The 14307-nt window shown below is 66.5% G+C and carries 7 protein-coding genes; 3 read left to right on the top strand and 4 right to left on the bottom strand.

Annotated features, from left to right (window positions below):
- The first annotated feature begins 112 nt into the window (after positions 1-112).
- On the top strand, positions 113-3424 hold the full coding sequence (locus tag AC6A67_RS13780; protein WP_498037129.1) for a carboxyl transferase domain-containing protein: 3312 nt from the start codon (positions 113-115) through the stop codon (positions 3422-3424).
- Positions 3425-3614: 190 nt separating this feature from the next.
- Entirely contained in the window at positions 3615-5234 is a 1620-nt protein-coding gene (locus AC6A67_RS13775) for an AMP-binding protein (protein ID WP_498037128.1), read from the top strand.
- Between the two features lie 20 nt (positions 5235-5254).
- Here the strand turns inward: AC6A67_RS13775 and AC6A67_RS13770 are convergent, their stop codons facing one another.
- Genes AC6A67_RS13770 through AC6A67_RS13755 form a run of 4 tightly spaced genes read right to left on the bottom strand, consistent with a single transcriptional unit; the run spans position 5255 to position 12674 of the window.
- Positions 5255-7657: a phosphoketolase family protein gene (locus AC6A67_RS13770; RefSeq protein ID WP_498037127.1), complete on the bottom strand. Its 2403-nt coding sequence runs from the start codon at positions 7655-7657 to the stop codon at positions 5255-5257.
- 52 nt (positions 7658-7709) lie between these two features.
- Positions 7710-8822, bottom strand: coding sequence for an ABC transporter permease (locus AC6A67_RS13765; protein ID WP_498037126.1), 1113 nt, complete (start codon positions 8820-8822; stop codon positions 7710-7712).
- A 1-nt stretch (position 8823) separates the two neighbouring features.
- Entirely contained in the window at positions 8824-11586 is a 2763-nt protein-coding gene (rbbA, locus tag AC6A67_RS13760; RefSeq protein WP_498037125.1) for a ribosome-associated ATPase/putative transporter RbbA, read from the bottom strand.
- 20 nt (positions 11587-11606) lie between these two features.
- Positions 11607-12674, bottom strand: a complete 1068-nt coding sequence (locus AC6A67_RS13755; protein ID WP_498037124.1) for an HlyD family secretion protein — start codon at positions 12672-12674, stop codon at positions 11607-11609.
- 394 nt (positions 12675-13068) lie between these two features.
- Between AC6A67_RS13755 and AC6A67_RS13750 the strand changes: the two genes are divergently transcribed.
- A complete protein-coding gene (locus AC6A67_RS13750; protein ID WP_498037123.1) occupies positions 13069-14247 on the top strand; it encodes an acetate/propionate family kinase in 1179 nt (392 codons plus the stop codon).
- The last annotated feature ends 60 nt before the right edge of the window (positions 14248-14307 follow it).

Genomic DNA, 14307 nt, shown 5'->3' with positions numbered 1-14307 from the left:
CCGCCCTGCCAGCCCCTGAAGCTCCGACCGGCCCCTGGCGGCGCCTGGGCCTGGCCTCGTCGTGACAGCTGTAACCGGGATCCGCTGGCGGCGGGGCCGGTGGAGACCTCAATTGCATAAGGTTCTGATCGCCAATCGCGGCGAAATCGCTATCCGCATCGCGCGCGCCTGCGCCGAGGCTGGACTGGTCAGCGTCGCCGTCGCGCCGGAGGATGACGCCACGACGCTGCACATGTTCCGCGCGGATGAGACGGCGCGCCTCCCGGGCGAGGGCGTGGGCGCCTATCTGGACGGCGCGGCGATCATCGCCATCGCCCGTCACACGGGCTGCGACGCCATCCATCCTGGCTATGGTTTCCTGAGCGAGAACGCAGATTTTGCCCGTCAGTGCGCCGACGCGGGTCTGACTTTTGTCGGTCCATCGCCTTCGGCGATCGCTCTGTTCGGCGACAAGGCTGCGGCCCTGGCGTTGGCGCGCGCGCACCATGTGCCCGTGGCGCGCAGCACCGATGGCGCCGCATCCCTGGCGGAGATCGCGGCCTTTATGGCTTCGCTTGATGGACGCGGGGTGATGATCAAGGCGCTGGCGGGCGGCGGCGGGCGCGGCATGCGCGCCGTCACCGATCCAGGCGACCTTGCCGAGGCTTATGAGCGGTGCGTTTCTGAGGCGACCGCCGCCTTCGGTCGCGGCGAGGTCTATGCCGAAGAGCTGATTGGTCGGGCGCGACACATCGAAGTGCAAATCGTGGCGGATCGCCATGGCGCGGTCAGCCATCTGTGGGAGCGCGAGTGTTCGGTGCAGCGCCGTCACCAGAAACTGGTGGAGCTGGCGCCTTCGCCCTGGCTGGAGCCTGGGCTTCGCGACGAATTGTGCGCCACAGCCGTGCGGCTCGCCCGCGCCGCAGCCTATGACGCCATCGGAACGGTTGAGTTTCTGGTGGAAATTGACGACGCGGGCGTCGCGACCGGTCGTTTCGTGTTCATCGAAATGAACCCGCGCCTGCAGGTTGAGCATACGGTGACCGAGGAGGTCACCGGCATCGATCTGGTGCAGACCCAGCTGGCGCTTGCCGGCGGCGCTTCGCTGGCGGAGCTGGGCCTGCATGAGCCCGCCGCGCCGCGGGGGCACGCCATCCAGCTCCGCGTCAATATGGAGACGCTGGACGGGCGCGGCGGCTCGTCACCGTCCGGCGGCGTGTTGCGCGCCTATGCGCCGCCAACCGGGGCGGGCGTGCGCATCGAGAGCCTGGGATACGCAGGCTATGAGATCCATCCAGGCTTTGACTCGCTACTGGCCAAGCTGGTGGTGCATGCGCCATCCCTCGACTTTGCCCCGGTTTTGTCGCGGGCGCGGCGGGCGCTGGCGGAATTCAGCGTTGAAGGCGTCGCCACCACCATTCCGGCGCTGCGCGCCATCCTCGATCATCCGGATTTTCTGGCTGGCCGGGCCGACACCCATTTCGTCGAGCGCAAGGCGGCAGAGCTGGTGGCCGCCGCCGCCTCATTGCCTGCGCCGGCCCTGCTCGGAGCCCAGCGCCATGGTCGGGGCGGGCCGGTGACGGACGGTTTGGGCGATTGGCCAGAGCGGTTGGATGCGGCGGATGCGGCGGATGGTCTGGCGCTGCGCGCGCCGATGCGCGGTCGGCTTGTCTCGGTCACGGTCGGGGAGGGCGACGACGTCGCCGCAGGCCAGACCGTCGCCATTGTCGAGGCGATGAAAATGGAGCACGCGCTGACGGCGCCGGGGTCCGGGACCGTGGCGCGGATTCTGGCGCGGCCAGGCGATGTGCTGCGCACGGATGATGTGGTGCTCACCATCACGCCGGGCGATCGCGCCGACGCCGCAGTGGCGCAGCCCTTGCTGTCCGATCCGCAATCTTTGGCTTTGCGCGATGATATCGAGGCGGCCCGCGCCAGGCTGATGGATGAGGCGCGCCCGCAGGCCGTGGCGCGGTTGCGCAAGCGCGGCGCGCTGACGGCGCGCGAGCGCATCGCTCTGCTTGTCGATCCGGGCAGCTTTGTCGAAATTGGCGGCCTGATCGCCTGCGAAGGGCTGGAGGACGCAGCGCCAGCCGAAGGCATTGTCGCGGGCTCCGCCCGTGTCGATGGTCGCCCGGTGATGGTGGTGTCGCAGGACTTCAGCGTGTTTGGCGGCAGCGCCGGGCATCTCGGCATCGACAAGATGGACCTCACCATCGCGCGGGCCCTCAAGGGCGGCGTGCCGCTGGTCATGCTGATGGATGGCGGCGGTCACCGCATCCAGGATGGTCAGAACTCCCGGGACTATGCCGCGGGGGCCTCGTCGTTCCACGATCTCACCCGCCTGTGTGGCTGGGTCCCGGTTGTGGCGGCGGTGCTGGGCGCGGGCTTCGCCGCCAACACCAATTACACCGGCCTCGCCGATTTTGTGGTGATGGTGCGCGGCAAGTCGTCCATGGGCCTGTCCGGTCCGGCGCTGGTGAAAGCCGGCACGGGTGAGGACATCTCGATCGAGGCGCTGGGCGGGGCCGAGGCGCAGGTGGATCGTTACGGCCTGGCTGATCTGGCGGTCGCTACGGAACAGGAGGCGATCGCCGCCTTGCGCCGCCACCTGTCCTACATGCCAGGCAATGCGAGGGCGCCGCTGCCTGTTGCGCCGCCAATGCTGTCCGACGCCGAGGAGCAGGCGCGGGCGGAGCCGCTCGCCGGGCTGGTTCCGGCCAATAGCCGGCAGGGCTATGACGTGCGGGAGGTCATCAGCCGCATAGCCGATGCGGACAGCGTCACCGAATTCAAACCAGCCTTTGCCCGCAATGTGGTCACCGCTTTCGGCCGCTTGGCTGGCAGGCCAGTCGGCTTCATCGCCAATCAGGCCATGGTGTTTGGCGGCATGCTCGATGCGCCGGCCTGTGAGAAGGCGGCGCGTTTTATCGCCATCTGCGACGCCTTCGGCCTGCCGCTGATTTATCTGATCGATGTTCCAGGCTTCTCCATTGGCTCTGACGCCGAGCGCTCGACATTGGGCCGCCGCAGCGCCAAGCTGATCGCAGAGCTCGGCGCGGCGACTGTGCCGCGCATCTCCGTGGTGCTGCGCAAGGGTTATGGTCTTGGCTATGTCGCCATGGCCGGCGGGCGGAGTTTCGACGCTGATCTGGCCGTAGCCTGGCCGACGGCGGAGATTTGCGCCATGTCGATCGAAGGCTCGGTCGATGTCGCCTATCGCAAGGATTATGAGGCCGCCGCCGACCCTGCCGCCCGGCGTCAGCAGCTCATCGATGCCATGCGGGCGCGGGTGTCGCCGCTGGAGGCGGCGCGCGGCTTTGGCATCGACGATGTGATTGACCCACGCCACACCCGCGCCCGTATCATCGAGGTGCTGGAGCGGACGCCAGCGCGGCGTGACAATCATGCGCCGCCACGGTTCAGGACGATCCCGCCGATCTGACGTCATAAACCGGTGAGCCTGACAGATCGGGTTCGCGTGAGGCCCGGGCGGCGCTTGAGCCGCATAGTCGCGGATGCGTCGACAACGTCGCGGCCTGGCATGACGCTGCCGGGGCGCCAACACATCGCTGATGAAGCAGGTCAGGCGTCAGCGCGCTGCCAAAAGCGTGCGACGCGGGGGAGAAACGCTGATGGAAGCGTACAGATATGGTGAGCATGGCGTGCTGCCGCCCGAGGAATGCGTTCTGCGCGACCTGCTGGACGCTCGCGCCGCCGAGAGGGGCGACGCGACCTTCGTGGTTTTCGAAGACGGTTCTGCGTGGAGCTATGCCGAGCTGCGACGGCGGGTGCGCGTGGCGGCCAAGGGCCTCGCGGATCTGGGCGTAAGGCGCGGCGCCCATGTCATGGTCTGGCTGCCGAACGGCCCGGAATGCCTGGTGACCTGGTTCGCCATCAACTATCTCGGCGCAGTCTATGTGCCATTCAACACCGCTTACCGGGGCGGCGTGCTGGAGCATGTCCTGCGTGTCTCCGACGCCAGTCTCGGCGTGGTCCACGGTGATCTGGCGCATCGGCTGGATGGCGTCGACCTGTCGCAGCTCAGGGATGTGGTGGTGCTGCACGACATGGGCGCCACGGTCGCAGGGCTGACCCTGCATCCCTTTAGCGTGCTGGAGGGCGACAGCGACGCGGCGCCCGAGCCTGACGCCCCGATCCAGCCCTGGGACGCCAGCTGCATCATTTACACCTCGGGCACGACTGGACCGTCCAAAGGCGTGCTGCAATCCTATATGCAGCTCATGACCTTCCGCGAAGGCTTTCCCCTGGCCTCGCGCGACGACCGCCATCTGGTGAATTTGCCGCTGTTCCATGCCGGCGGCACGATTCCAGTCTATTTCATGCTCGGACACGGCGGCTCGATCACGCTGGTCGAGGGCTTTTCGACGGACCGGTTCTGGGAGGTCGTGCACCGCACCCGTACCACCGCCGCCATCCTGCTCGGCGTTATGGGCGGCTTCCTGATGAAGCAGCCAGATCCGCCGGCTGGCTACGCCAGCAGTCTGCGCTGGGTCACCGCCCTGCCATTTGACGCCGACTCAGTCGCGTTTGGCAAACGCTTTGAGGTCGACGTCATCACCGTCTTCAATATGACCGAGGTGTCCTGCCCTTTGGTGTCAGAACTGAACCCGACCTTGATGGGCTCATGTGGCCGGCCGCGCCCAGGGGTGGACTGCCGGATCGTCGACGCCAATGATTGCGAGGTTCCGCGAGGGACCGTCGGCGAGCTGATCGTGCGCACCGACCGGCCCTGGGCGATGAACCATGGCTATTACAAGAACCCGGAGGCGACGGCGGCGGCGTGGCGTAACGGCTGGTTCCATACCGGCGATGGCTTCCGTTGCGACGAGGAGGGCAATTATTTCTTCGTTGACCGCATCAAGGACGCCATCCGCCGGCGCGGCGAAAACATTTCCTCGTTCGAGGTGGAGGCTGAGGTGATCGCCCATCCAGCGGTGCGGGAAGCGGCGGCGGTGGCGGTGAAGAGCGAAATCTCGGAGGACGAGGTGCTCGTCGCCATCTCACTGGCGCCCGGCGCAACGCTCGAGCCGGCTGAATTACTCGCCTTCCTGCAGCCGCGCATGGCGCATTTCATGGTCCCGCGCTACGTCCGTATCCTTGATGAGCTGCCCAAGACGCCGACGTCCAAGGTGCAAAAACACCTGATCCGCGACCAGGGCGTCACCCCGGACGCCTGGGATCGGGAAGCCGCGGGCATCCGCATCCGTCGTGACCGGCTGCGCAACGCCTGAGCCCATAGGTTCTGGCGACCTCACGCCCCTGATGGCTCGCTGGCGCTCCGCCAGCGCCAGTTGCGGATCTCCGGCATGTCCTCGCCGTGTTCACGCACATAAACGTGGTGGGCGGCGAGGCGGGATGAGAAGTGGGCGATCGCCCGGGCGCCGGCGTCGCCGCGTAGCGGCAGGCGGTTAATGGCGTTGATGGCGAGATGGAAGCGGTCGATGCGGTTCATCACCGCCATGTCGAACGGCGTGGTCGTCGTGCCTTCCTCAATGAAGCCATGGACGTGGACATTGGCGTAATTGCTGCGCTTGTAGATCAGCCGGTGGATCAGCGACGGATAACCGTGCCAGGCGAAGATCACCGGCCTGTCGTTGCTGAACAGGGCGTCGAACACCGCGTCGCTCACCCCGTGGGGATGCTGCTGCGGTGATTGCAGGCTCATCAGGTCGACGACATTGACCACGCGGATGCGCAATTGCGGCAGCGCCTCGCGCAAAAGCATCACCGCCGCCAGGGTTTCCATGGTCGGCACGTCGCCGGCGCAAGCCATGACGAGGTCCGGCGCCAGGCCATCCTCGGTTCCCGCCCACTCCCAGACGCCAAGCCCGGCCTCGCAATGGGCGATGGCCTCATCCATGCCGAGCCATTGCGGCGCCGGCTGCTTGCCGGCGACAATGACATTGACCCGATCCCACGTCTGCAGGCAGTGAGCCGCTGCCCAAAGCAGGGTGTTGGCGTCCGGCGGAAAGTACATGCGGACGATATCGGCGCCCTTGTTGGCCACCACGTCGACGAAGCCCGGGTCCTGGTGGGAGAAGCCATTGTGGTCCTGTCGCCAGACGTGGGAGGTCAGCAGATAGTTGAGCGAGGCGATGGGCGCCCGCCATGGCAGTTCGCGCGCGCTTTTCAACCATTTGGCGTGCTGGTTGAACATCGAGTCGACGATGTGAATGAACGCCTCATAACAGGAGAAGAAGCCATGGCGGCCGGTGAGCAGATAGCCCTCCAGCCAGCCCTGGCACAGGTGCTCGCTCAACACCTCCATCACCCTTCCGTCAGCTGACAGATGGTCATCGCTGGCCAGGGTCTCCGCCATCCACACCCGGTCTGTCGCCTCAAACACGGCGGACAGGCGGTTTGAGGCGGTTTCATCCGGCCCGAAAATGCGGAAATTCGCCGCCGTCGCGTTGCGCCGCAGCACATCGCGTAGCCAGCCGCCGAGCACGCGCGTCGCTTCGGCCTGCACCGCACCGGGCGCATCAACCGTAACGGCATATGGGCGAATGTCGGGCGCCAGCAGCGGGGTGCGGAGCTGGCCGCCATTGGCGTGGGGATTGGCGCCCATGCGGCGGGTGCCCGTGGGAGCGAGGGCCTGCAATTCGGCGCGCAGGGCGCCAGTACTGTCGAACAGATCCTCCGGGTCATAGCTGCGCAACCAGGCGTCGAGAATTTGGCGGTGACCGGCGTCCTGCCGGCAATTGGCGACCGGCACCTGGTGGGAACGCCAGCTGTTCTCCACCTGCAAACCGTCGACAAACCTGGGGCCGGTCCAGCCCTTGGGGCTGCGCAGGATGATCATCGGCCAGCGGGGCCGCTCGGCGGCGTGTGGGCTGGCCGCAGCCTTGATGCTGGCGATGCGGGTGAACGCCTCATCCAGCGTCGCCGCCATCTGCTGGTGCATGTCAGCGGGGTCGCTGCCGGCGACGAACAGCGGCTGGTAGCCATAGCCACGGAACAGGCTATCGAGATCCTCATCGCTGAGCCGCGCCAGAATGGTAGGATTGGCGATCTTGTAGCCGTTGAGATGCAGGATCGGCAGCACGGCGCCGTCACGCGCCGGATTGAGGAATTTATTGGAATGCCAGGCGGCGGCGAGGGGGCCGGTTTCGGCTTCGCCATCGCCGATGACGCAGGCGACGGTCAGGTCCGGATTGTCAAACGCCGCGCCAAAAGCGTGCGCGAGGGCGTAGCCCAGCTCGCCGCCCTCATGGATCGACCCAGGCGTCTCCGGCGCCGCATGGCTGGGGATGCCGCCAGGAAAGGAGAACTGCCGGAACAGTCGCTGCATGCCGGCGCTGTTCTGCGCGATCTCCGGATAGATTTCGGAATAGCTGCCCTCCAGCCAGCTGTTGGCGACCATGCCGGGGCCGCCGTGGCCGGGGCCGCAAATGTAGATCACATTGGCGTCGCGCGCGCGGATGATGCGGTTGAGGTGGGCATAGATGAAATTCAGCCCCGGCGTCGTGCCCCAGTGCCCGAGCAGGCGTGGCTTGACGTGCTCTGGCTGCAGGGGCTGGCGCAGCAATGGGTTGTCCATCAGATAGATCTGACCCACCGACAGATAATTGGCGGCGCGCCAGTAGCGGTCGATCAGCGACAGCTGCTCCCCGGTCAACGGCTGAACGCTGGCGCTGCGGGACGAGGTGCTCATGTGTGCCTCCACTGATCTTGCGCGAATGCCGGCGGCCTTGGCAGGGCCGGGGTTATCTCAGGAAGCGGCGAAACTGCCGTAGCGCCAGCCAGAACAGCACGGCGCCGATGCCCAGCAGCGCCAGCACCTGCGGCCACACCACAGACAGTCCCGCGCCACGAAACAGGATGGCCTGCGACATGATGATGAAATGGGTGTTGGGCGCCGCCAGCATGATGAACTGGACAAATTCCGGCATGCTTTCGCGCGGGGTCATGCCGCCCGACAGCAATTGCAGCGGCATCAGCACCAGCATCAGCAGCATGCCGAATTGCGGCATCGAGCCAGCGATGGTCGCAAGAAACACGCCGAGGCTGGTGGTGGCGAACAGCATCAGCGCCACGCCGGCCATGAAGAGCGGCCGCGATCCTTCAATCGGCACGCCGAGCGCGCCTTGCACCACACCAACCAGCGCCACGCCGGTGGCCAGCCAGACCACGAGACCCATCGACCAGATCTTGCTGGTCATGATCTCCGCCGGCGTCACCGGCATCACCAGCAGGTGTTCAATCGTGCCATGCTCACGCTCGCGGATCAGCGCGGCGCCGGTGAGGATGATCGACAGCATGGTCACGGAGGAGATGATGTTGGTGATGGAGCCGAACCAGCCCTTGTTGAGTTCCTGATTGAATCGGGCGCGGACCGTCATGTTGACAGGCGCCTGGACGCTTTGTCCCGTCCGGTTGAGGAAGGCGCCGATCTCCTTGCTGAGGATGGCCTGGATATAGCCGGCGCCGCTGAAGGCCTGGGCGATGCGGGTGGCGTCGACATTGAGCTGGATGGTCGGGGAGCGCCCGGCCAGCAGATCTCGCTGGAAATTTGGCGGTATGCCAATGGCGAAGGTGTCGAGCCCGGCGTCCATGCGCCGGTCCATCTCCTGGGCGGTGATGAACTTCGGCGCAATGAAATAGGGTGGATAGAAAGCGCTGCCGAGGCGGAGCGATAGCGGCGACATGTCCTCGTCGACGACGGCGACTGGCGCCTTGTTCAGCGTCTCCGGCATGGCTTTCGACGCGGTGTAGACCGCGACAGTGAAGGCGTAGACGATCAGGAGCAGCAGCATCGGATCGCGCAGCAGCCCGCGTAGTTCCTTCACGCCGAGCCGGGCGACATTGGCGAGGTTCATCTCAGCTCTCCTGCTTGCGTAGCAGCAGGACGCCGGCAAGCGTCAGCAGCGGCGCCATGATCAGCATGGGCAGGATCGAGGGGGCCAGCGCCGCAAAATCCAGCGCCTTGGAGAAGGCGCCGCGAGCGATGGTGACGAAATAGGTCGAGGGATAGAGCTCGCCGATCAGCCGGCCGGTGCCTTGTAGGGACGAGACCGGGTCGATAATCCCCGAAAACTGCACCGCCGGGATCAGGGTGAGCAGGGCCGTTGCGAAGATCGCCGCGATCTGGCTGCGCAGGAAGCTGGAGATGACGAGGCCAAGGCTGGTGGTGACCGTGACATAAACCAGCGCCGCAAGCGCAAAGGCCACGAAACTGCCGGTGAATGGCACGCGGAAGATGAAAATGGCGAAGGCGGTGAGCATCAGGAAATTGACGAAGGCCAGCGCCACGTAAGGCAGCTGTTTGCCCAGCAGGAATTCCAGCCGCGTCACCGGCGTCACATAAAAATTGATGATCGAGCCCAGCTCTTTCTCCCGCACCACGCTCAGCGCCGCCAGCATGGCCGGGATCATCAGCAGCAGCAGGGGGATCACCGCCGGAGCCATGGCGGTGAGGCTTTCGACCGCCGGATTGTAGCGATAGCGGATAGCGATATCGAAAGCGCCGCGTGTCGCCGCCTCGCCCAGCACATGCCGCGATTTTTGCGCCAGCCAGCCAGCGTGCATGCCCTGGACATAGCCCTGAATGGTCTCGGCGCGCGAGGGCATGGCGCCGTCGATCCAGGCTGCGACCGCGACCGGGCGGCCGCGCGCCACGTCCCGGGCAAAGCCAGGCGGGATCTCAATGGCGAGGCTGATCTCACCTGCCCGCATGCGCCGGTCGAGATCATCATGGCCCATGAGCGGCGGACGCTGCTCGAAATAGCGCGATCCGGCCAGTTGCTGGACATAGTCGCGACTGAGGCTGGTGTCGTCCCGGTCGAGAACGGCGAAGCGCAGGTTCTGCACGTCCATGTTGACGCCATAGCCGATCACGAACATCAGCAGCACGCTGCCCAGAATGGTGAGCGTGGCGCGGATGGGGTCGCGCCGCAGCTCCAGCGCCTCGCGTCCGGAATAGGCCAGCATGCGGCGTGGATCGAACAGGCGGCGGCGCGGCGGGCCGGCGTCGCTGGCGGCGTCAGCCGGGCTGTCGGCACGTTGGGCAGGAGGCGCCGCCGCCGCCACGGCTGGCGCTGCGCCGGCGTCGCTGGCGTCGATCGCTTCCTGAAGGCAGGCGACAAAGGCGTCTTCCAGCGTCGCCGCCTGCCAGCGACGGGTGACGCCGGCGGGCGTGTCGGTGACTAGCACCTTGCCCGCATGCATGAGCGCGATGCGATCGCACAGCGCCGCCTCATTCATGAAATGGGTGGAGACAAAGATCGTGACATTGTCATTGCGCGACAGGTCCGCGAGGAGCTGCCAGAAGGCGTCGCGCGCCACAGGATCGACGCCGGATGTGGGCTCGTCGAGGATCAGGATTTCCGGGCGGTGGATGACGGCGACCGCCAGCGACAGCCGTTGGCGTACGCCAAGCGGCAGGGCGTCGGGCAGGCTGTCGAGTACGGCGTCGAGACCGAAACGTTGGGCCAGCGCGGTGATGCGGGCCGGGATGTCCGCTGCGTCCATGGCGAAGAGCTCGCCATGGAGCTGCAAATTCTGCCGGACGGTGAGTTCCATATACAGCGAGAATGACTGGCTCATATAGCCGACGCGCCGCCGCACCGCGATGTCATTGGGGTCGACGTCGGCGCTGAATAGCCGCGCCACGCCGTCACTGGCTGGCAACAGGCCAGTCAGCACTTTCATGGTGGTGCTCTTGCCGCAGCCATTGGAGCCAATGAAACCGAAAATTTCGCCGCGCGGGATGCGGAAGCTGACCTGATCGACGGCGGTGAAATCGCCGAAGCGCACCGACACATTCTGCGCTTCAATGGCGATTTCGTCGCCGGCAGGCGTGCGCCGCGGCGGGATCACGACGTCATGGTGATCGTTGCGCTGATCCGGTGGCAGCAGGGCGATGAACGCCGCGTCGAGCGAGGCGGCGCCCGTGCGCTGCAGCAACTCCTGCGGCGGGCCGGCGGCCAGCGCCTTGCCGTCGTTCATGGCCACCAGCCAGTCGAAGCCCTGGGCCTCTTCCATGTAAGCCGTGGAGACAATGACGCTCATGCCGGGGCGTTCGGCCCGGATGTCGTCAATCAGCTCCCAGAACTGCCGCCGCGACAGAGGGTCGACGCCGGTGGTCGGCTCGTCGAGGATCAGCAGCGCCGGATCGTGGATCAGCGAGCAACACAGTGAGGTCTTCTGCTTCATTCCGCCGGAGAGCTTGCCTGCCGGCCGGTCGGCGAAGCGGCTCATGCCGGTGCGCTGTAACAATTGGGCGATGCGTCGGGCGCGTTCGGCGCGATCATGGCCGAACAGCCGTCCGAAGAAGTCTATGTTCTCGTAAACCGACAGGGTGGGATAAAGGTTCTTGCCCAGACCTTGCGGCATGAAGGCGATGTCCGGGCACACCGCCTCGCGATGGCTGCGATCGGCCATGTCGCCGCCCAGCGCCTCGACCACGCCGTGCTGGATCGCCCGCGCGCCGGAGATCAGTGACAGCAGGCTGGATTTGCCGACGCCGTCAGGGCCGATGACGCCGATCATGCAGCCAGCCGGGAGCGCCAGCGAGATGTCATCAAGGGCGCGCGTCGCGCCATAGCTCAGGCTGACGCCCGTAAGGCGCACGACAGGGTCCATGGGGCCACCGGCCGCCATGATCACTTGACCGTCTGCGCGAGCCGCGCCGGCCATGGCGCCGCAGGGTCAAGTTGAACGTAGGCCATGCCCGGAAGGCCGGTCTTGACCTGACGTATGTGCTGCCTCAGCAGTTCTGGCGCAATGCGGGCCTTGACCCGGAACATCAGCTTTTCACGCTCCTGGGTCGTTTCGACAGTCTTCGGCGTGAATTGCGCTACATCGGAGACAAAACTGACCTTCGCCGGCACGACATATTGCGGAGCGGCGTCGAGCACGATGCGGACATCGGCGCCCAGCGCCACCCGTCCGGCCTGGGCGGTGGGCAGGAAGAAGCTCATAAAGACGTCGCCGACATCGACCAGATTCAGCACCCGGCCGCCAGCGGCCACCACTTCGCCAGGCTGGGCGACGCGGTACTGGATGCGGCCAGGGCGTGGCGAGCGCAGGGTGCTGTCATTGATCTCGGTGACGATGGCGGCGATGGCGGCCCGCGCCGCCTCCACGGCCGCGCCAGCGTCAATGACCTGGGCCTGGGCCGCGCCAATGGCCGCGCCTGTCGCCGCCAGTTGCGCCTTTGCGGCGCCGAGCGCGGCGCGGGCGCCACGCTCGGCTGCGCGGTCGTCGTCGAGGGTCTGCTGGCTGGCGGCGTTGGTTTTGACCAAATGTTCCGAGCGCGCCAGCTTGCGCTCCGCCGCATCCAGCTGGGCCTCTCGCTGGGCGATCACTGCTTCGGCGGCTTCACGCTCGGCCTCGCGCTGCTTCACCACATTGCGCGCGGTCTCAACAGCGATGCTGGCGCGCTGCAATTCGGCCTCGGCCTGCTTGCGCCGGCTCTCCAGCAGATCGGTGTCCATCTGCGCCAGCACCTGGCCCTGTTCAACGAAATCGCCCTCATCAACCAGAATTGTCCGGATGCGGCCAGGCGACTTGGCGGAAATGTCGATCTCCACGGCCTCAAGGCGGCCATTGCCGCTGGCGAACCCGTCTGGCAGACCGCTGGCGCCGAGGCGCGTATAGGCCAGATAGCCGCCGCCAATGGCCAGGGCCACAAGCGCCGCGCCAATCCATCGCCGGGTGGTGGTGGTCATTCTGTTCATTTCCCTGCCATGGATCGCCACCGCTGCGCTGGTCTGCCCTTGGCGCAGCGCGGGCCGTGTGTGATCGTGCGCCAACAAGCGCTGACTTGTCCATGCGGCACGAACATGGCTGCTCCGGCGCAAATCGTGAGGCGGATCGCCAAGCGAATAACCAGCAACACGGGCGATCCACCTTGCGTAACAATGGGTGAGGCAAGCTGTGCGGGCGCAGCTGGCGCTGGCTGCAGGGAGCATGTGCACGGCCAGGCTGGGTCATGACGCCTGCGGTGTTGTGCTGGGCGACGCGACGTCAGCATCTTGTGATGTGCGGCGGTTTGCCCAGAGGGTCGACGCAGCTGGCGGGGCGCCAGCAGGGCGCCGCGTGGCGTCACTGGGAGAATGTGGCATGGAGCAACAGCGGCTGCTCATTACCTTCAATGCGGGATCTTCGACGGTCAAAATCGGGCTTTTCGCGCGCGAGGGCGCAACCGCGAGGCGGATCGGCAAAGGCATGATCGATTTTCGCGTCGCGCCGCTCAGATTTGAGCTGACCGAGGGGCCTGACCGGTTTGACGTACAACTGGAGGCCAGCCCGGACGCGGGCCTCGATGCGGTGCTGGCGGAGGCCTTCGCGCGGCTCGCCTGGCATTTCGATCTGGACGCCATCGAAGCGGTTGGCCACCGGGTGGTGCATGGCGGCGACCGGTTCAGCGGCCCGGTGCTGATCACGCCAGAGACGCGGGACGCCATGGAGGCGCTGGCCCCATTCGCCCCCCTGCACCAGCCCCAGGCCTTGCGTCTCATCGACGCCATCAGCCGCATGCGACCGGAGCTGCGCCAGACCGCGTCGTTCGACACCGCCTTCCACCGCAGCAATGCGGCGTTGACGCGGCGCTTCGCCCTGCCGCGCGCCCTGCATGACGCAGGGATCAAGCGCTATGGCTTCCACGGTCTGTCATACCAATACATCGCTTCAGAGCTGGCGCGCCAGGCGCCGGCGCTGGCGGCGGGCCGGGTTATCGTGGCGCATATGGGCTCGGGCGTCAGCCTGTGCGGCCTTCATGGCGGCCTTAGCCGCGACGTCAGCATGGGCTTTTCAACGCTGGACGGCGTGCCTATGGCGACGCGCTGCGGCGCCCTCGATCCGGGCGTGCTGCTGCATCTGTTGCAGCATCAGGGCAAAAGCGCCGATGCCCTCGCAGATCTGCTGTACAACCAGGCCGGACTGCTCGGCGTTTCGGGCGTCAGCGCCGACAGCCGCGCTCTGCTGGCCAGCGACCGTCCAGAGGCGCGCGAGGCGCTGGAGCTGTTCGCCTTGCGCATCGCCGGCGAGGCCATGCGCATAGCCGCCACCCTGGGCGGCATCGACGGCGTCATCTTCACCGCCGGCATCGGCGAGCACCAGCCGGAAATCCGCGCCATGATCGCAGCCCGCCTGTCCTGGCTCGGCCTCCGCCTCGACCCAGCCGCCAACGCCGCCAACGTCTGGGCGATAAGCGCTTCCGACAGTCGCATCACCGCGCTGGTCATGGCGACGGATGAAGAGCAGGTGATCGCCGATGAGGCGTTGCAGGCGTCTGGCTAATCTGACGTCGGGTCGCCAGGGCCTGCAGGCAGGCGATCCGCGGCCAGACGTCGTGCGCCG

This window comes from Camelimonas sp. FR25 (assembly GCF_059740505.1).
Note: the sequence above shows the minus strand (reverse complement) of the source record. Positions and strands in the feature narration are given on the sequence as shown.

Excerpts from the sequence above, each read along its gene's own strand:
- AC6A67_RS13775 (WP_498037128.1), top strand. The coding sequence starts at position 3,615 with ATGGAAGCGTACAGATATGGTGAGCATGGCGTGCTGCCGCCCGAGGAA.
- rbbA (WP_498037125.1), bottom strand. The coding sequence starts at position 11,586 with ATGGACCCTGTCGTGCGCCTTACGGGCGTCAGCCTGAGCTATGGCGCG.
- AC6A67_RS13770 (WP_498037127.1), bottom strand. The coding sequence starts at position 7,657 with ATGAGCACCTCGTCCCGCAGCGCCAGCGTTCAGCCGTTGACCGGGGAG.
- AC6A67_RS13755 (WP_498037124.1), bottom strand. The coding sequence starts at position 12,674 with ATGACCACCACCACCCGGCGATGGATTGGCGCGGCGCTTGTGGCCCTG.
- AC6A67_RS13765 (WP_498037126.1), bottom strand. The coding sequence starts at position 8,822 with ATGAACCTCGCCAATGTCGCCCGGCTCGGCGTGAAGGAACTACGCGGG.
- AC6A67_RS13750 (WP_498037123.1), top strand. The coding sequence starts at position 13,069 with ATGGAGCAACAGCGGCTGCTCATTACCTTCAATGCGGGATCTTCGACG.